Below are 19,927 nucleotides of genomic sequence, written 5' to 3'. Positions count from 1 at the left end.
ATTATCCTTTTACTTGCCGCTTCTCTCTACTGAAATGACGTTTTTTATTTTTTTGATCTTTGCTATAACGCTGTTAAGCTGCTCCATTCCCGCGACGCTCAGAGTAACCGTTAAAATGGCGTTACCGTTTTTCAGTTCGCGCGACGTGGACTCATGAATATATATATTTATCATCGCGAGCGCGGAGGATACGTCGGCAAGTAAGCCGATTCTGTCAACGGCAATGATATCAAGAGTAGTTTTAAAATAACCCTTGTTGTCTTCCGTAGCCGCCCACTTTACCGGGACCCATCTCTGAGCCGTATCCGCTTTATCCTTCTGCGTCTGATAGTTGACGCAGTCGCATTTGTGAATAGATATGCCGTGTCCTCTGGTTATAAATCCTACGATCTCATCTCCGGGCAGAGGATTGCAGCACTGAGCAAATTTTATAACGCAGTCGTCGATTCCGTCCACGATTACTCCGGACGAATTCTTTGAACGCTGAGGCTTTATGTCCTCGGTTATATCGGCAGTTATCTTTTCGCCGTACTTTTTGTGGTATTCGGATTTAAGCCGCTGCATTACCTTTGAAAGCTGTACTCCGCCGTAGCCTATCGCGGCGAAAAAATCGTCCAGCGTTTCGCAGTTATGTCTGCGCATATCGAGCTTTAAAAAGTCCTCAAGCTCATCTTCCGGAACCTTTATCATATTTCTGCGGAATTCTCGTTCAAGAGCGTTTTTTCCCTCAAAAATATTTTCTTCACGGCGCTCCTTTTTAAACCATGAACGTATCTTGGATTTAGCTTCATTGGTTTTGCAGATATTAAGCCATGAACGGCTTGGACCGTGACCCTCAACATTGGTGGTAAGTATTTCTATGATTTCACCGGTCTTTATCTGATAGTCGTAAGAAACCATTTTCTTATCGGCCTTTGCTCCGCACATACGATGTCCAACCTGAGTATGGATAGCATAAGCAAAGTCTATAACAGTTGATCCCACAGGGAGCGTTATCATATCGCCTTTAGGAGTGAACGCAAAAACATCTTCGGGAGCCAGATCGTTTTTAATAGCTCTTACGATCTCCTCAACATCGTTTGACTCCTGCTGAGATTCAATGATCTGTCTTATCCAGGCAAGCCTGTTGTCGTCCTTTGAGCTGCTTCTGACTCCCTCTTTATATTTCCAGTGCGCCGCAATGCCGTATTCCGCGGTACGGTGCATTTCCCATGTGCGTATCTGAACCTCGAAAGGTATGCCCTGTCTGCCTATTACGGTCGTGTGAAGCGACTGGTACATATTAGGCTTTGGCGTTGAGATATAGTCCTTGAATCTGTTGGGAATGGGCTTAAACATATCATGAATGATACCCAGCACATTATAGCATTCCGTAACCGTATTTACTATTATTCTTACAGCGTACCGATCGTAAATCTGGTCGATTTCCTTTCCGTCGCGGTATACCTTCTTATAAATTCCGTAATTGCTTTTCACTCTGCCCTCGATCTGAGGAACAGGGTCAAAATCCTGCGAAAGTCTTTCCCTTATGCGCTCCTTTATATCTTCAACCAGCTGATCGCGCCCCTCCTTGCGCAGATTCATCTGCTTGTCTATTTCTTCATAGGCATACGGGTCAAGATAGTGAAAGGACAAATCCTCAAGCTCGTCCTTGATTGAACGGATACCCAAACGATGAGCTATTGGAGCGTAGATATTCATGGTTTCATGAGCAATTATTCGGCGCTTCTCTTCACGGCAGAAGTTAAGCGTCCTCATATTGTGCAGACGGTCGGCAAGCTTAATTATAATGACCCTTATATCCTCGCTCATAGCCAGAAGGATTTTTCTGATATTCTCCGCCTTCTGTTCGTCTTTGGTGAAGATTTCAACCTTTTTAAGCTTTGTAACGCCGTTTACAAGCATAGCTACGTCGGTACCGAACTGCTTCTGAAGATTCTCCAGAGTACAGCTGGTATCCTCCACCACGTCATGAAGCAGCGCGGCGCAGATCGTATCCGTATCCATTCCAAGCTCCAAAAGAATATAGGCAACGGCAAGCGGATGAGTTATATACGGCTCTCCCGACTCACGCTTCTGACCTGAATGATATTTATCGGCAAGCTCATATGCAGACACTATTTTAGAAAGGTCATACTGCTTTTCTCCGTCCAGTATTTTCTGGATCAAAGCGTCGATCGTGTATTCGTTTTTTGAATTGGAAAGATAATCTTTATTAACGCCTTCCATATCAGCGTCCTCCTCTGCATATTTTATTTCTAAGCTCTTTGAGTACAGGAGCGTTTTCCAGATCAACCTTATTTTTTACAGGAAGCAGCTTTATATTCTGAGTTGACGGCGTAAAAGCGGCAAGTCCGGTCTGAACAAAAGCGTCGACGCATATTCTCAGCTTGCAGTAATTCATGGCGGGACTGTTCAGCTTTAAATAAAGATCGTCAGCTGATATTTCATTAAAGCCCTTCAAATATTTATAAACCCAAACAAGCTCTTTTCTGTCGGGCTCCATCTTGCGCAGAAAAGCCTCAGGAAGCTGCTCGCCGCGTCTGTATTTTTCATAGCAGTCCTTGGCTGCAAAATATTTTTCCTGACTGATCCCGTGAGGGCGAAAATCAATAACCTTAACGCATACGCTTTCTGTTCCGGCATAGGAATTGATTTCAAGATTTACCGCCATATCGGCAATATCTCCGGGGACAAGGGAAAGCTTTTCAGGACCTATTCCGAAAACGAGCGCCTGTGTACGCAGACCTCCGTAGGTTATATCAAGCTTCGTATGTCTGCCGTGCGAAAGCGGTATTATTCTGTCGATACGGACGCCGGACATGGCGAATACCGGCTGAGCGTTTCCTGCTCCGAACGGCTCCAAAACAGAAAGTCCCTTAATATTTTCAGCAGTTATCTCCTGGGGATATATAAGCATATCGCATTCGACAGACGCGGACGGCACTGCTTCAAGGGAGTCCGCGTATTCATAAACCCTTTGTGTAAACTTCGTTATTTTTTCTTCTCTTATAGTAAGACCGCCGGCACATTCGTGTCCTCCGAACTGTTCCAGCAGGTCGGAAGCCTCGCTCAGGCATTTAAAAATACTGAAGCCCTTTACGCTTCTGGCAGAGCCTCTTGCGTAACCGTCATTGTCAACAGATATAAGAATGTTGGGCTTTGAATACATTTCAAGAAGTCTTGCGGAAACGATACCGATAACTCCGTGATGCCAGTTTTTCCCCGCAAGAACAAGGATACGGCGGTTAAGTACATCAGGATTTTTATCAATATATTTAAGTATATCAGTCAGGATCTCATCTTCAGCTTCCCTGCGCTGATTGTTAAGCGTCATAAGGGTATCAACATAGTTTTCAGCGTCCTCTTCGTTCTCGCTGAGCAGAGCTTTTACGGCAGTAAGCGGAGAGCCGAATCTTCCGGCAGCGTTTATCCTCGGAGAAATCTGATAAGCAATCGAACCTGCGGTGAGACGTTCTCTTTTTACTCCTGATTTGTCTATAAGAAAATTCAGTCCCGGATTCTCGGTGTTTTTTATGTACAGTAAGCCTTTTTTTACAATTGCCCTGTTTTCGCCGGTAAGCGGAACTATATCGGCTACAGTGCCTATAGCGCAGATATCCGAATACTGCTCCACGACCATATCATAATCCCCTCCGTCAAGAGCAGCGCAGAGCTTTAAGGCGACTCCTACTCCGGCAAGCTCCTTGTACAGCGAAGGACAATCGATCCTGTGAGGGTCTACAACGGCGGCAGCTTTAGGCAGCTTCTCCGACGGCTGATGATGGTCAGTTATAACCAGTTTGATTCCAAGCTCCGAGATCAGCTCGGCTTCAGCGTGGGCAGATATTCCGTTGTCAACCGTAACTATAAGTGAAACTCCTTTTTCAGCAAGCTCTCTTACCGCCCCGGCGTTCATTCCGTAGCCTTCCTCCCGCTCCGGAATATAGTACATCACGTTTGCGCCCATGCTTTCAAGATAATTATAGAGGATAGCCGTTGCGGTTACTCCGTCGCAGTCGTAATCTCCGTAAACGCAGATAAGCTCATAGCTGTCTACGGCTCTGTTTATAGTATCCACCGCCGCCTGCATATCTTTAAGCATAAACGGGTCAAACAGGTCGGTTTCACTGAAAAAGTCAGCTATCTGCTGAAATTCCGTATAACCTCTTGAAATAAGGACCTTTAAGGTAAGGGGACTTAAATCGCATTTTCTGCTAAAATCGGCAGCAAGCTTTTCATCAGGCTTTTTTACTTTCCATCTTTTCATTACAACAAATCCTAACTGATAAATTACATTTCATTATATTATAACATATTCAAGCCTTTTTTTCAATAGCGCAGAATAATTATTACACTGCTCTGTGCAGTGTTGGTTTTACTCTGTACCGCCTTTTTGTTCGGATAAATACACCGAAGGGATCTCCCCGACAATAATGGTTTCCGATATCAAGAATTCGTCGGATATCACTATATCGGTAGAATGAAGCGGCAGGATAGCTGAAATTTCAGCGGTAACCGATACGGATATTCTATGCTTGGTCTGATTGATACCCTGAGCAATAAATTCGCTGTGTATTTCCGTATCGACCGCGCCTACCTGATGAAGCCTCAGACTTACCTCAGGACCTCTCCCGCTGAAAAAGGTTATGCCTGACAAGGTTCCCAGAGGAAGAGAAAGCTCCTTGTTATCGATATCAGAAAGCGCGTTGTTGACCGACTCCCTTATATTATTCTGCAGCTCGTTGACTGCCGCGCTGTTTGTTTCGATGGAAGTTATATTTCCTTCCGGATCCCGTTTTATTTCTATATAGCTTCTGTTTTGGTCGGCTTCGTTCTGAAGCTGCTGTTTAACAGCGCTGCTGATAATTTCCGCGGCAGTATTTCTTCCCTTGTACTCGCAGATTTCCGACATATGACGGCTTACCTGTCTGTGAAATACAAAAGCCAATACTGCCAGAACCACGATCAAAACAAGAATTATGTAAGATATTTTAAATGTCTTTGATGTGCTGTACCGGCTCAATAAAATCGCCTCCTCTTGCTTATAATATACAAGAGAAAGCGATTTTGTTAATATAACTGCAAGTTTTTCCTTATTTTGCTTCAACAGCCGCCTTAGCTGTTTTTACAATGTTGTCCGCACACAGACCGAAAGCCTTTAAGAGCTCGGCGGCAGGGCCGGAATATCCGAACTCGTCGTTCACTCCGATTTTTACGACCTTAGTAGGAAGCTCTGAGCTCAGTACGTCGCATACTGCCGAACCAAGTCCGCCTATAACGCTGTGCTCCTCCACTGTAAGGACCAGTCCCGTTTTCTTTGACGATTCAACAATGATTTCCGAATCTATAGGCTTGATAGTATGAATGTTAATTATTTCAGCGCTTATTCCCTGCGCCGCTAGGATATCAGCCGCTTCAAGAGCCTGAGAAACCATAAGTCCTGTAGCAATAACAGAAATGTCTGTTCCCTCTCTCAGCTTTATTCCCTTTCCAAGCTCAAATTTATAAGTGCTTTTATCGTTGAATACCGGAGCGGCAAGGCGTCCGAATCTCATATAGACGGGACCGTTGTGAAGTATTGCCGCTTCAACCGCGGCTCTGGCTTCAACATCATCCGCAGGATTTATTACAGTCATGCCGGGAATCGTCCTCATCAGAGCGATATCCTCGTTGCACTGGTGAGTTGCTCCGTCCTCACCCACTGAAATTCCGGCGTGAGTAGCTCCGATTTTTACATTAAGATGAGGATATCCAATGGAATTTCTTACAATTTCAAACGCTCTGCCTGCCGCGAACATTGCAAAGGTAGAGGCAAAAGGTATCTTTCCTGTAGCGGCTAGACCGGCGGCAACACCCATCATATTGGCTTCGGCAATTCCGCAGTCAAAGAATCTGTCAGGAAACTTCTTTTTGAAAATTCCGGTTTTGGTGGCGGCGGCCAGATCGGCGTCCAAAACATAAAGGTTTTCATATTTTTCTCCCAGCTCGGCAAGAGCTTCGCCGTAGCTTTCTCTGGTAGCCTTTTTGATTATATCAGCCATAATATCAGCCCTCCTCTAATTCTTTCAGCGCCTGTTTAAGCTCGCTTACAGCCTGTTCATACTGTTCGGCGTTAGGCGCGGCGCCATGCCAGGAAACGTTATTTTCCATAAATGAAACGCCTTTTCCTTTTACGCTCGTCTGAATGATAGCTACCGGCTGCCCCGCAATTTTTTCAGCTTCGTCAAAGGCTCTCTCAATATCGTCAAAATCATGAGCGTTCATTTTTATAGTATGCCAGCCGAAAGCTTCAAATTTTTCGGCTATCGGATAAGGGGACATTACGTCCTGGATCTTACCATCGATCTGAAGTCCGTTATTGTCAATTACAGCCACAAGGTTGTCCAGATTATAGTGAGCGGCAAACATGGCTGCCTCCCAAACCTGACCCTCCTGTATTTCACCGTCTCCCAGAACAGTATAAACTTTATAGGTGTTTCCCGAAATCTTTCCTGAAAGCGCCATTCCGCAGGCTGCGGATATACCCTGCCCCAAGGAACCCGAGGACATATCTACACCCGGGATATGGATACAAGGATGTCCCTGAAGCAAGGCGCCGATATGACGAAGATTCTTAAGCTCTGAGCCGTCAAAAAATCCTTTCAGAGCCAGAACGGAATACAGCGCAGGCGCGGTGTGACCCTTTGAAAGCACAAATCTGTCACGTTCAGGCTCCTCAGGCTTGTCAGGATAAACGTTCATCTTGGCAAAATACAGATAAGTCAGCAGATCCGCAATCGAAAGAGAACCGCCCGGATGACCTGATTTAGCGTTGAACACACCCTCCAGGATTCCAAGACGAACCTTACAGGCGTTGATTTCAAGCTGTTTTTTAATAGTAGCGTCCATACGATAAACCTCCATATATGTTATTTTAACTGAGTCGATATGTAATCTATCACCTCGGCGACAGCGTCTTCTTCGCATGAAACTTCAAGGACGATGTCCGCGGCAGCCTTTACGTCCTTAGTCGAATTAGAGGGACACACGCCGACGTCGGCATATCTGAGCATTTCAATATCGTTATTGAAATCGCCTACCGCCACGATGGTATAATCCTCCATGCCACATATGCTTCTCATATGTTCAAGCGCCGAGCCTTTGGAAATATTCTGAGGAAGCATTTCATAATACTGAGGAGACGATATAACAAAATCAACATCATCAAAACCGTTTTTTTCAGTATAATCAATAAGCCTTCCCAATTTGTCGGGAGTATTGGTAAACAAAACCTTGTACCAGTTATTTGGAATTTTATCCAGGCTGCACAAAATTGGATCAACCTTGCAGATTTCACAGTGCTTCCACTCCATTTCAGACATCTGAGGCACATAAACTCCGTCAAGCAGCAAAACTTCACATCCGACGTCAGGATTATCTTTTAGAATCTGGCGTGTAAAGTCCCTTGCCTTTTCGGGCAGATAAACATCATATATCTGTTTTTTCTTCTGTATATCATATACCATTCCGCCGTTGCACATTATAATAGGACAGTTTACTGTAAAATCGCTGAAATACTGCTGTGAAGCCTGAAGCGATCGCCCTGTTGCAATCGAAAACTTTCCTCCGGCCTTTTGAAAATGCTCTACCGCCTGCAGGTTTTTAAAGCTTGGCTTTTTGCTTGCAGGAAGAAACGTTCCGTCCATATCGGTAATAAGCAATACTTTTTTTATATCCTCAAACATATAGGGTAAACCTCTCTTATGCTTTTAATTTTTTCAATATATCTGAAAAATAATCCGGCAGCTCGCTGTCAAATTCCATATACTCCTTTGTAGACGGATGGATAAAGCCTATTTTTTTCGCATGAAGGCACTGACCATCCAGTCCTTTAAACGGTTTGCCGTATACGCTGTCCCCTAAAACAGGATGACCTATATAAGCGGAATGAACTCTTATCTGATGAGTTCTGCCGGTTTCAAGCCGGAATTTAAGCATTGAATACTGACCGAATTCGTCTATTACCTCATAGTGAGTAACGGCGCGCTTGGAATTCTGGTCGATAACGCACATCTTTTTCCGGTCATATTTGCTTCTGCCGATCGGAGCGTCGACTGTTCCGGAAAGCTCCTTAAATCTTCCGCAGTTTACGGCTCTGTATTCCCTTGTAAAGCTATGCAGCCTTATCTGTTCAGCCAGTATATTATGAGCCGTATCGTTTTTGGCGATAATAAGCAACCCGCTTGTCAGCTTATCTATACGGTGAACGATACCCGGTCTGATAACGCCGTTTATGCCGGACAGCCGTCCCTTGCAATGATAAAGCAATGCATTAACTAGAGTTCCGTCAGGATTTCCGGCTGCGGGATGGACTACCATTCCTTTAGGCTTGTTTACAACCAGCAGATCGTCGTCCTCATAAATTACATCTATAGGTATATTCTGCGGTTTAGCCTCCAAAGGCTCAGGCTCAGGAACAATTACAACCACCTGATCCGAATTTTTAAGCTTATAATTCTTGTTTACAGGTTTATTATTGACAAAAACGCTGTTGCTTTCAATAAGCCTCTGAAGCGCCGAACGTGTAAATCCGGGTTCATGAACGCACAGCCATTTATCTATTCTGCTGCCTTCATCAGCCTCTTCGGCGTAAAACTCAAGCCTGTTCATTGTTATCCGCCTTTTCAGTTTCCGATTCCGAAGATCTGTATTTTTGACCTTTTCCTTCTAAGAAAATTATATAAATACAAAATAAAACCGCACCGACCACAACGCATATATCTGCAAAATTAAAAATCGGAAAATCAATCGGTTCAAACAAAATGTAATCCACGACTTCTTTTATTCGTATTCTGTCAATCAGATTTCCGATACCGCCTGCAATAACAAGCGACAATGAAATCGTTTGCAGTCTGCTTCCGCCGCGCTTTTTGTACATATAAACAAGCGCGGCAATTATTACGGCAACAGGAATCCCTATCAGAAACCAGGTTTTGCCTGACATAATGCTCCATGCCGCTCCGTCATTGGTTATATGAGTCAAGCTGAGAATGTCATGTGAACCGAATTTGACTACCTTGATTATTTCACCTATCTCAATATTTTTTACGACAGCAAATTTTATCAGCTGATCTATTGCGGTCAAAACCGCAATTATAGCAAGCGAAATAATAAACATTTTTCCTCGTTTCCCCGCTTAACCGTCAGCGGTAAGTATTAAAGCTTATAATGAAACCTTAGATTCATGAAATGCCCAAAAGGCTCTGATTTTACAGAGCCTTAGAGCACAAAGAATTATTCTATTACATTGCAGCATCTTTCGCAAAGAGTATGATACTTTTCATTTTTTCCGACATAATCAGAATAAACCCAGCATCTCTCACATTTGCCGCCTCCGGCTTTTGAAACGGTAAAGGAAACGCCCTCAAGCTCGCCCTTGTATTCGCCGTTACCGGCGCCTTCAAATATTTCGACCTTTGATACGATAAGCAATGCAGGAAGTTCTTCTTTTATAGCGCAAATATCCGAATAAAGCTTTCCTTCCGCATAAATATGAACCTCAGCCTCCAGCGAAGCTCCGATAACTTTATCGGCACGTTTGATCTCAAGGGCCTTTTTTGCGTCCTCACGAACCGCAGCGATAAGATCCCACTTCTCTGAAAATTCAGCAGTTGCGGTAAGACCGCTTTTTTTCGGCATATCGTTCAGGAAAATGCTTTCCGCATTGTCCTTGGACGAATGAGGCATATAAGACCATATCTCATCTGCGGTAAACGAAAGTATCGGGGCTACAAGCCTTGCGATCGCTGAAAGAATTCTGTAAATTACAGTCTGTGCCGCGCGCCTTTCTACTGAATCAGGCCTTTCACAGTAAAGTCTGTCTTTAAGAATATCAAGATAGAAATTAGACATATCAATAACGCAGAAATTATGGATCGCATGGAATACTATATGGTAATCAAAGGCTTCATACGCCGTATTGACCTTATCAATAAGCTCGTCAAGCTTGAGCAAAGCCCATTTATCAATTTCATACAGCTCATCGTCCGAAACACCGTCTTTGTCAATATCAAATCCGCCTTGGTTGGAGAGATTTCCCAAAATGAATCTGGCGGTATTGCGTATTTTCTTATACGCGTCGGAAAGCTGTCCCAGAATATCCTTGGAAATTCTGATATCAGAATGATAATCTGAAGAAGCGACCCAGAGTCTCAGAATATCGGCTCCGTATTTATCCGTAATTTCAGCAGGCTCAATGCCATTGCCGAGAGATTTGTGCATTGTCTTGCCCTGACCGTCTACAACCCAGCCATGAGTGCAGACGTTTTTATACGGGGCGTGACCGCTGCAAACAACGGACGTAAGCAGCGACGACTGGAACCAGCCTCTGTACTGATCGGCGCCTTCAAGGTACAGATCGGCAGGAGAACGGAGGTTATCGCGCTCATCAAGCACAGCGGCATGAGTAACTCCGCTGTCAAACCATACGTCCATTATATCCATTTCCTTTGTGAAGCTTCCGCAGCCGCATTCACACTTGACGCTATCGGGAATGATCTCAGTTAAATCATGTGTATACCACGCGTCAGAGCCTTCTCTTCTGAAAAGCTCAGAAATAGCGTTTATAGTTTCCTCCGTTACTACAGGCTTTCCGCAGTCTGTGCAATAAATGATAGGAATAGGAACTCCCCATGTTCTCTGACGTGAAATACACCAGTCCGAACGGTCGCGAACCATTCCCTTGATTCGTTCCTCGCCCCATCCGGGAATCCAGTTAACCTCTTCTATAGCCTTAACTGCCTCGTCCTTAAAATCGTTTATTGAACAAAACCATTGCTCGGTAGCTCTGAACAGAATAGGCGATTTGCATCTCCAGCAATGCGGATACTGGTGAACGATTCTTTCGGTCGCAAACATCGCTCCCGTTTCAACCAGATGCTTTCCAATCGCTTTATTGGCTTCGTCAGTAGTAAGTCCCTCAAACATACCGGAATCCTTGGTAAGCACGCCCTTGCCGTCAACTCCTACAACAATGCCTATATCGTCGTAATTTTTGCATACCTCAAAGTCGTCGACACCGTAGCCTGGAGCGGTGTGAACGCAGCCGGTACCGCTTTCAAGGGTTACATGAGAACCTACAATTATCGGAGAAGGCCTTCCCATAAAGGGATGCTCGGTTTTGCAGCCCTCAAGCTGAGCTCCCGTAAACCTGCCGACAGTTTCATATTCGGTTATACCTGCCTTGGACATTACCTCAGGCACCAGATACTCTGCCATAACATAGTTTTCACCGTTAGCCTTAACTATGCAGTAGTCATATTCAGGTCCAAGGCATATAGCCATATTTCCGGGCAAAGTCCAGGTTGTTGTCGTCCAGATAACGAAATAGGTCTTGTCAAGGTCAACTCCGAGAGAAGTAAAAATACCTTTATCGTCCGTCACCTTGAATTTAACATATATGGAGAAGCAGGGATCGTCAGAATATTCAATTTCAGCCTCGGCGAGAGCCGTCTGACATTCGGGACACCAGTAAACTGGTTTTAAGCCTTTATAAATATAGCCTTTTTTTGCCATTTCACCAAATATCTTTACCTGACGTGCCTCAAATTCGGGTTTTAACGTAAGATAAGGATCGTCAAAATCACCCAGAACGCCCAGTCTTTTAAACTGGTTTTTCTGATTTTCTACAAACGAAAGGGCAAAATCCTTACAATGCTTTCTCAGCTCAATAGGAGGAATGGCTCCGTTTTCAACGCCGATAGCCTTCATCGCTTTTAGTTCTATAGGCAGACCGTGAGTGTCCCATCCCGGCACATATGGCGAGCAGTATCCGCTCATATTTTTATACTTAACGATTATATCCTTAAGCACCTTGTTTAAAGCAGTGCCGAGATGAATATCGCCGTTCGCATACGGAGGTCCGTCATGAAGGATATATGAAGGTTTTCCCTCGTTTTTCTCTATCATCTTGTAATAGAGCCTTTCTTCGTCCCATTTTTTCAAGGCGTCAGGCTCTCTCTTCGGAAGATTTCCCCGCATGGGAAAATCAGTTTCAGGAAGATTAAGCGTTTTGTTATAATCCTGTGGCATTTGACTTCTCCTAACAATCAATTATTTTTGCCGAATTTAAGATCGGCGAAATTTTCCTTTGGAATTACCGGTTCAAAAGATCCGGTATTCAGAACCTTTTCCAGCTGTTCGTCTTTGGCGTCAGACTCTGTTTCGCCTTTTTCTTCAGCTTGTTCAGCCTGAACAGGCTCCTCGACAGGAGCTGCAGCAGAAGAAACTGCCGGTTTTTCGACCTCTGCTTCCGGAATCTCCATTATCAGATGAAGCTGCTTATTATAAAGCTCCACCAGATTGGCTTTAAAATATGTAACCTCTGACTTCAAAGACTCATACTTTGCTTTTTCTTTTTCAAGCTGATTTCTGATTTCAGTTATCTTCTTTTCGGTTATCTCGGTATTTTCCTTGATCAGCTGAGCGCACTTTTCCTTATGCTCCCTTATAATCCGCTCACATTCGGAAGCGCTCTGCTCTGCAAGACGAACCTGCTCGGTCTTGGCAGATTCAATCATGTCCCTTGCCTTGGCTTTAGCGTCATTTACAGTTTTGCTGGCTTCCTTCTGGGCGTTGATCATAGCGTCCTTTATTGCGTCCTCATCTGCCCGGTATTCATTTATTTTTTCCACCAGCTTGAATATCTTGGCCTCGCTGTCATCGTTAGCGGACAACGCGGCTGCATAAGCCTCTGCAATTTCCGCGAGAAAAGCGCTGACCTCATCAGGATCATAGCCGTTTCTGACCGTATCGAACGTTTTGCTTTTTATCTCGTTTGCTTTTAACATAATAATGCCTCCTAAACATATTTTGTCAATGTTATATGAACGCGCTGCTTCCTTGAAGCTCCGCCTATGTGTTCAAGTCTGAATTTGCCGTAACCTCTGACGGAGAATTTGTCTCCCTCTTTAAGCGGACAGCTCGGCGCAGAAATATGAGCATAATTAACGTCTGCACCAAGTGAAGAAATCAAACTGCCGGCCTTTTCCCTCGAAATGTGAAGAGCAAGAGCGACAATGCAGTCAAGCCGGAGCGACGCAACGGTTCCTTTCAGCTCTTCAAAATTCTGTATGGAAACCATGTCTGGATCAAAGCCTTTATCCGCTTTAACGCCTGTCCTGCCAATCCTGTTTAAATTCTGAAGAACATATTCAGCAACGGTTTCATAAAGAAAGACCGCAGACTTTCCCTCTGAAACGATTATATCTCCGACGGATTCCCTTGACACCTTAAGACTCATAACCGCGCCGAGAAAATCTCTGTGCGTGAGCCTGTCGCTTTTTCTGTAGGTGAAAGTAAGCGGTACAATCGGAAAAGCTTGCAGATCTTTATCGTCATAAGGCGCAAAAAAGCCTAACACCTTACGCTGTGCGCTTTCATACCCTCCGAATGAAGAATAACCGTCAAATTTAACAGACTGTAACACCGTTTCGCAAAGAGCAAGCTGACGCTCGTCAAGAAAAAAGGAGTATTTTGTCTGAAACTTATTTTCCGCGTTATAAGCCCACTGTACTGTTCTGTTGAGCATAATCCTGTCTTCGCTGCTGACTTTCCCAAGGAACGACAAATCAAGAGCTTTCATTTAAAAGCTGTAACCGTTGTTCTCCAATTCGCTCATCAGATCAACGCCGGAAAATCCTACGTTTTTAGGCATAATAGCAAACGTTTTCTGCGCCATCATTTTTATGTCTGCCTGATTTGCATAAGCTACGCCTGAAAGGAAATCAAGAATACGCTTTGCGTCTTCGCTCTTGACTGTTTCAAGGTTCAGCAAAACTGTTTTTTGATCGTTGATATCGTCGCCGATGGATTTTACTTCGGAAAAATCGTTAGGTCTTGCCAGTACGATCTGCAAAGTAGTAGTCGCGGCGATTTTTACCTCGCGGTTGGGATTTTTGTCAGCTTCGTCGTAATCCTTTTTATTTTCATAGATTGACTGATACTCCTCTTCCTGTTCAATCTCGTCTTCACCTAAAAAAATACTTTTAAAACCCTGTAATACGCTCATTGCCTTAAACCTCCAAATATTTTCTTGCCCCGAAGAGCTTGGTTCCTATTCTTACCAGATTCGACCCGTGTTTAATGGCCGTTTCGTAATCACCGGACATACCCATGGACAGAATGTCCATAGAAACTCCCGGAAAACGCTTTTCCTTTACACCTTGGAAAAGCAGATTCATTTTGTCAAATGCCTCGTCGCCGGATCCGATGGGCGGAACAGCCATCAGTCCCTTGACCGAAATGCTTTTCATTGCGGAAATTTCCTCTATAAGCGAGTAAACCCTGTCGGCAGGAACGCCGCTTTTAGATTCCTCTCCGCCGATATTCACTTCGATCAGAATGTCCATAGTCTTTTTGTTTTTTTCTGCTAGCCTGTTAATTTCATTCGCCAGCTTAACGCTGTCAACAGACTGTATCATGTCAACATTATTAATGACGTATTTTACCTTATTTGTCTGCAAATGACCTATCATATGCACCCGGGCTGATTTATCATAGCTGTCTTTTTTTGATAGATACTCCTGAACCCGATTTTCTCCCAGCAGATCAATTCCCAGAGATACCGCGTAATTGACTTTTTCGGGAGGAACGGTTTTGGTAACCGCCATGATCTTTACGCTGCCGCTGCCGTACTTTGCAGCCGCGTTGCCTACATTGTAGCATATCTGCCTGTAGTTTTCAAGAATATACTGAAATTCAGGAGGATTCACTGATTTCTGACACATCTTTATTAGATACCACCTCCAGAAGGATCTGATCATAAAGCAGCAAATACTCCTCGTCGGAAGTATTTTTGGAAATTACGAAATCATCGCCTTCATAAATAACGTCGATTTTCTTAAAAGTGATTTCATTGCCAAGAATAACGTAAACGCCTTTTTGTTCGCCCTGAAAGCGAATAGCTTTTCTTGGAACTTTAATGCCGTGATACTCTTCAAAAATCAGCTCGACCGACTGCACTCTTGACTGAACAAGAGATTCGTCAAGTCTGTCGCATGACAGCACTATAATAGATTTGCCGTCTTCCTCGGCCTGTCTGACGGATTCGACGGTTACGTCATAAACACTATTGGAAGTGCTGAACATGATCTGAAGCGTATCTCCTTCAATTATCCGCTTGTCGCTGTCCACTACGCCGGCAATGCTGCATGAATAATCGTCAAACATTTTACCGATCGCATTTTCAGCGTAACCGCTTTTATTTATGCCCGCGTTATTTACGACATCTTCTATTTCCTGCTGAGTAACCGAGCTTAAGGCTTCGACAGAAAGACTGTTCTCATATCCGTCGCAGTAGGAAACAAAATATCCCGTTTCCGGCGCGTTGATAACATCAGGGTCACCAGCCTGAGCTTCAAGCTGCGACGCAGCGCTTTCAAGCTCTGAAATCTTTGAATTATAGTTTTTTGAGGTATCGGTTATGATGTTATATATATTTATCACAACGCTCATATCGCTCTTTAATTTCACAGCCGACTCAAAATCTCTTTCCTGAGAATAGGTAAGCAGCTGCCTGTACTGATCGTCAATTTTGGATTTAAGAGTTTCCGGCTGCACATAATTCGTAGTACCGGGGTTTTGAGCTCTTTCAAGATCATTGACACGGCTGATGAGCTTTTCAGCCTTATGCTTTGCCGCTATAGCCTCTTCGGACGAATAAACCTCGGCTATAGGGTTGTCTACAGAAACCTTGCTGCCGTCGGTATACAGATAATCCAGAACGCCTTCGCCGTCGTAAGTGATAATTTTTTCGTCGCGGACTATAACGCCCTGAAACGGAACGTTTTCGCTTATATCACACAGCACCGCTTCTTCTGTATCATGCTTATCGTTAAGCCTGGTATATATCTGCGAGCCTACCATAGTAAGCGTCAGCACGGACAAAAGACCTACAAGAATTTTTGTAGTGACTGAGTTCATTAAAAATCACCTTTTAGTTGTCGTCCTGCTGCTCAGCCGCGTCAAGCACATTTATAGGGCGGGCGGGTACTATTGTGGAAATAGCATGCTTGTAAACGACATTCTGCTTTCCTTCGCAGTCAAGAATAACAATATAACTGTCAAAGCCCTTTACCATACCTTTAAACTGATATCCGTTCATAAGGAAAATCGTTACAGGCACCCTATCTTTTCTTGCCTGATTAAGAAAAACATCTTGTAAATTTAAATTTTTGTTCATAACAATTACACTCCTTAACATTTTTACACAACAACTGATGATAAAATATTATATCAGCTTTTATTATAACACATAATTTCTGATTTGGCTATAATATTTTGCACATTTTCAAGAAAATTTTTATATTCTCCAAATTTGTCGGCCATAACCCACTGAATTCCGTCAACTCGTCTAAACCAAGTAAGCTGCCGCTTGGCATATCGGCGTGTTTCCTGCTTTATTTTGTCAATACATTCGGACAGCTCTGATTTATTTTCAAAATAAGGAATAAGCTCCTTATATCCGATCGCCTGACAAGCGGTAGCGGGTCTGCGGCTGTGATAAAAAGCGCAGGCTTCTTCTATCAGACCGTTTTTTATCATGACGTCGACCCTCTGGTTTATCCGCTCATACAACGCCTGCCTATCCTCAAACCCTATGCCGATAATACAGGTTTTATAAGGAGATCCTCCGGTTCTGCTGTTCGCCTTATGGACAGATAATTTTTCACCGGTGATTTCATAAACCTCCAGAGCTCTGATAACTCTCGGAAGATTGTTTTCGTGCGTATTAAGAGCGGTTTCCTCGTCAACGCTTCTGAGTCTTTCCCATAACGCGTGCTTTCCGAGCTGCTCCGCTTCTTTCTCAAGGCGTTTTCTTATTTCCGTACTTCCCGAGGTATCGTCAAATTTTACATTATCTATCAGGGAACTGATATACAATCCGGTTCCGCCGCACACAACGGGCATATTCCCTCTTGAATATATCTCCTTAACGGCTTGCCGCGCCAGCTTGACGTAATCCGCTACGCTGAACGGCTCCTCCGGCTCGAGAAAATCAATTAAATGATGGGGGATTCCCTGCATTTCCGCTTCGTCCGGCTTGGCAGTGGCAATGCTCATTCCCTTGTATATCTGCATTGAATCAGCAGACACTACTTCCCCACCGTAAAGCTTTGATATTTCAACGGCAAGCTTGGTTTTACCTGACGCCGTAGGACCGGCTATAACTATTAAAGGTATTTTATTTTCCGTACAAGCTCACCTCGGCTTTTAAACTATTCGTTTGAATTGCTTTTCTATATCCTTTTTTGAAAGCTTTATCATTACAGGTCTGCCGTGAGGACAATATCTGATATCGTCACGACCGTATATTGAATTTACAAGCGCCTGAAGCTCCGCGGCGCTGGATTCGTCGTTGGCTTTTATCGCCGCCTTACAGGCTATTGAATGATAAAGCTCGTCGAAAAGCTCAAGCTGCGGATTAAGCTTACAGGCGAGAAAATTCTTAGCCAGATCGCTGACAAGCTCCGTCGGATTTTCATCTCCGATTATGATCGGAACTCCCTTTACGGCAACGGTAGGAGCAACATCAGGCTCGATATCAAAGCCAAGCTTTGCAGTCTGTTCAATATTGGAAGCTAAGGCGTCGTATTCGTCATAGGAAAGCAGCACCATGATAGGTTCAATATACATCTGAGTGTCTAGCTGGTTTGCGTCATTCTTTATTTTTTCAAAAATATATCTTTCATGGGCGGCATGCTTATCAACCAACAGCATTTCCTCCCCTGCCTGAGCGACAATATAAGTTTTAAAAAGCTCTCCGACAACTATGGGCTTGATGATCTCATCATCGCCTTCTTCATCGGTAACCACGCTTTGAACGTTCTTTTTTTCAAAGGAGCTCTTAGATATATATTTGAAATCCGAAGTTTCAATTTCATCATCAGAAATTTCAGGCAGAGCGGCTTTGCGGTCATCATAAATATCCGAAACATCGCCGGACGGCTTTGCAGTCTCTTTAATTCCCGATTCTTCAAGCGAAGATAAAAACAAATCATCAGACGTTTTTTTCTCAGCCTTTAAGGGAGAATCATTTACCGGAGGAACAACCGTAACGGATTCCTCAGAAAAATTTTGCGGAAGCTTGTTCAGCGAATCATCGGATAAACCGGCGGCGGACCGCGTATTTTCATGAGGAGCAGAAAATTTCAGCTGAACTCCCTGCGGCTTTTCGGGTATGCGGTATAATTCGCTGTCTGAAAAATGACGCCGTTTTTCGTCAAATTCAATTTTCACAGGCTTATCCTGTCTTTGAAGCGAATCTTTAACGGCAAAGAATATAGCCTCATGAACAAGCCGCTCGTCGGAAAATCTGACTTCCATTTTGGTCGGATGGACATTGACGTCGATAAAATCGGGAGGAAGATCTATGCAAAGTACGCAAGCCGGAAACTTTCCTGTCATAATGCTGTTTCTGTAGGCTTCCTCCAAAGCTTCGCAGCAGGCCTTGGATCTAACGTATCTTCCGTTTACAAAAAAATTCTGAAATTTTCTGTTGGATTTTGAATTCAGAGGCTTTACGGTATATCCGTATACTCTTATTCCGTTCCACGAATATTCGACCGGAATGAGAGAGCAGGCGAATTCCCTGCCGAAAACGGAATAAATGCCCGAATATAATTTACCGTCCCCCGCCGTAAGCAGCTCCGTCTTATTGTCGCGGATAAATTTAAATGAAATGTCAGGATCCGACAATGCTATTTTGGTCACATAGTTAGCAACATAATTGCCCTCTGAGGTATCTTTCTTAAGAAATTTAAGCCTCGCCGGAACGTTATAGAAAATATCCCTCACCACAAAGGTCGTTCCGTCAGGACAGCCGGATTTTTCGCAAAGCTTTTCCTCTCCGCCTTCAATTATGTAATGACAGCCGTATTCTTCGTCAATAGGCTTCGTAAGCACATCGACTCTTGATACCGCGCTGATAGACGCCAAAGCCTCGCCGCGGAATCCCAGCGTCATGATCCTGTCAAGGTCGTTTTTAGTGGAAATTTTGCTGGTGGCATGTCTTAAAAAGGCCTTTGAAATATCAGTTTCCGCTATACCGCTTCCGTTGTCAGTAACCCGGATATAGGTTCTTCCGCCGTTTTTTATCTCAACGGTTATAACGTTTGCTCCTGCGTCAATTGAATTTTCCAAAAGCTCCTTTATTACCGAGGCGGGACGGTCTATGACCTCGCCCGCCGCAATAAGCTCTGATACCTCTTTGCTCAATACTTTTATTTCAGACATTTTAATCCCTTTTCTAACAGACTGCTCTGCATAACTAAACGCCGTTTTATTTGCGCCGCTCAAAAACAACGTCCAAGCCGAGCCTTGGACGGGCCCGAGGACTTTCGTCGGCATAGCCTATCGCCAGTGCGGCAAACAGGCTTTTATCGGTTTCAAGCCATTCGCACAATTCATAATATGAAAAATAGGTATTGCATATCCACAGGCTGCCCAAGCCTAAATCGTCCGCGGCTAACGACATATTTTCTATCGCCGCTCCGATGGACTGAGCATTGCAGATCTCGTAAATCCTTTCCTCAGGAGTTAATTCCCTGTCAATGCTTATTCCGAATCGGTTGATCACAAAAATAATCAAAGGCGCCTGCCGCATTATTTTAAAGGTATTTTCTGCGTCGCTGAATTCTTTAGCGCTTCCGGGCAGCAAAGGCTTTGCTTTTTCCCTTTCAAGCCCTTTTTCCATAGCTTTCATCATGCTGACCTTTGATTTGCCCGTTACGGCGACAAACTTCCACGGCTGCCGGTTTTTCGCTGACGGAGCCAGCATACCTGCTTCAATTATTTTTAAAATAACATCCTCCGAAACTTCATCGGATTTGTACTTGCGGATACTTCTTCTGTTTAGGATTGACCTGATCATTTTCAATCTCCCGGC

At 44.0% G+C, this 19,927-nt stretch carries 18 protein-coding genes; all 18 read right to left on the bottom strand.

Going from position 1 to position 19,927, the window contains the following annotated elements:
* Window positions 1-9: 9 nt before the first annotated feature.
* Window positions 10-2,229, bottom strand: a complete 2,220-nt coding sequence (locus EIH25_RS03650; protein ID WP_124098658.1) for a bifunctional (p)ppGpp synthetase/guanosine-3',5'-bis(diphosphate) 3'-pyrophosphohydrolase — start codon at window positions 2,227-2,229, stop codon at window positions 10-12.
* A 1-nt stretch (window position 2,230) separates the two neighbouring features.
* On the bottom strand, window positions 2,231-4,270 hold the full coding sequence (gene recJ, locus EIH25_RS03645) for a single-stranded-DNA-specific exonuclease RecJ (RefSeq protein WP_124098656.1): 2,040 nt from the start codon (window positions 4,268-4,270) through the stop codon (window positions 2,231-2,233).
* 108 nt (window positions 4,271-4,378) lie between these two features.
* Complete coding sequence (gene yunB / locus EIH25_RS03640) at window positions 4,379-5,026, bottom strand: sporulation protein YunB (RefSeq protein WP_164489144.1); 648 nt, start codon at window positions 5,024-5,026, stop codon at window positions 4,379-4,381.
* A 70-nt stretch (window positions 5,027-5,096) separates the two neighbouring features.
* Window positions 5,097-6,044 (bottom strand): transketolase family protein, encoded by a 948-nt coding sequence (locus EIH25_RS03635; RefSeq protein ID WP_124098652.1) that lies wholly within the window; start codon window positions 6,042-6,044, stop codon window positions 5,097-5,099.
* 4 nt (window positions 6,045-6,048) lie between these two features.
* A complete protein-coding gene (locus tag EIH25_RS03630; RefSeq protein ID WP_124098650.1) occupies window positions 6,049-6,891 on the bottom strand; it encodes a transketolase in 843 nt (280 codons plus the stop codon).
* Between the two features lie 20 nt (window positions 6,892-6,911).
* The gene (locus tag EIH25_RS03625) at window positions 6,912-7,727 is read right to left on the bottom strand and encodes a Cof-type HAD-IIB family hydrolase (protein WP_124098648.1); all 816 of its coding nucleotides are present in this window, start codon (window positions 7,725-7,727) and stop codon (window positions 6,912-6,914) included.
* 16 nt (window positions 7,728-7,743) lie between these two features.
* Entirely contained in the window at window positions 7,744-8,652 is a 909-nt protein-coding gene (locus EIH25_RS03620) for an RluA family pseudouridine synthase (RefSeq protein ID WP_124098646.1), read from the bottom strand.
* Window positions 8,639-9,160, bottom strand: a complete 522-nt coding sequence (lspA, locus tag EIH25_RS03615; protein WP_124098644.1) for a signal peptidase II — start codon at window positions 9,158-9,160, stop codon at window positions 8,639-8,641. The genes EIH25_RS03620 and lspA overlap by 14 nt, the downstream gene beginning before the upstream one ends.
* 116 nt (window positions 9,161-9,276) lie before the next feature.
* Window positions 9,277-12,072: an isoleucine--tRNA ligase gene (gene ileS, locus EIH25_RS03610; protein ID WP_124098642.1), complete on the bottom strand. Its 2,796-nt coding sequence runs from the start codon at window positions 12,070-12,072 to the stop codon at window positions 9,277-9,279.
* Between the two features lie 17 nt (window positions 12,073-12,089).
* Window positions 12,090-12,830, bottom strand: coding sequence for a DivIVA domain-containing protein (locus tag EIH25_RS03605; RefSeq protein WP_124098640.1), 741 nt, complete (start codon window positions 12,828-12,830; stop codon window positions 12,090-12,092).
* A gap of 11 nt (window positions 12,831-12,841) precedes the next feature.
* A complete protein-coding gene (locus tag EIH25_RS03600; RefSeq protein WP_124098638.1) occupies window positions 12,842-13,570 on the bottom strand; it encodes a YlmH/Sll1252 family protein in 729 nt (242 codons plus the stop codon).
* Window positions 13,571-13,624: 54 nt separating this feature from the next.
* Complete coding sequence (locus EIH25_RS03595) at window positions 13,625-14,050, bottom strand: cell division protein SepF (RefSeq protein WP_124098635.1); 426 nt, start codon at window positions 14,048-14,050, stop codon at window positions 13,625-13,627.
* A 4-nt stretch (window positions 14,051-14,054) separates the two neighbouring features.
* Window positions 14,055-14,768 (bottom strand): YggS family pyridoxal phosphate-dependent enzyme, encoded by a 714-nt coding sequence (locus EIH25_RS03590; protein WP_124098633.1) that lies wholly within the window; start codon window positions 14,766-14,768, stop codon window positions 14,055-14,057.
* Window positions 14,740-15,963: an HlyD family efflux transporter periplasmic adaptor subunit gene (locus EIH25_RS03585; protein WP_124098631.1), complete on the bottom strand. Its 1,224-nt coding sequence runs from the start codon at window positions 15,961-15,963 to the stop codon at window positions 14,740-14,742. Before EIH25_RS03585 ends, EIH25_RS03590 begins: the two co-directional genes overlap by 29 nt.
* A 13-nt stretch (window positions 15,964-15,976) precedes the next feature.
* On the bottom strand, window positions 15,977-16,222 hold the full coding sequence (gene hfq / locus EIH25_RS03580; protein ID WP_124098628.1) for an RNA chaperone Hfq: 246 nt from the start codon (window positions 16,220-16,222) through the stop codon (window positions 15,977-15,979).
* 53 nt (window positions 16,223-16,275) lie between these two features.
* On the bottom strand, window positions 16,276-17,208 hold the full coding sequence (gene miaA / locus EIH25_RS03575) for a tRNA (adenosine(37)-N6)-dimethylallyltransferase MiaA (RefSeq protein ID WP_347561938.1): 933 nt from the start codon (window positions 17,206-17,208) through the stop codon (window positions 16,276-16,278).
* A 45-nt stretch (window positions 17,209-17,253) separates the two neighbouring features.
* A complete protein-coding gene (mutL, locus tag EIH25_RS03570; protein ID WP_124098624.1) occupies window positions 17,254-19,275 on the bottom strand; it encodes a DNA mismatch repair endonuclease MutL in 2,022 nt (673 codons plus the stop codon).
* Between the two features lie 46 nt (window positions 19,276-19,321).
* The gene (locus EIH25_RS03565; protein WP_124098622.1) at window positions 19,322-19,912 is read right to left on the bottom strand and encodes a nitroreductase family protein; all 591 of its coding nucleotides are present in this window, start codon (window positions 19,910-19,912) and stop codon (window positions 19,322-19,324) included.
* Window positions 19,913-19,927 lie beyond the last annotated feature (15 nt).

It is taken from the genome of Ruminococcus sp. Marseille-P6503, assembly GCF_900604945.1.
Classification (GTDB): Bacteria; Bacillota; Clostridia; order Oscillospirales; family Ruminococcaceae; genus FB2012.
This window is presented reverse-complemented; position numbering and strand designations above follow the sequence as displayed.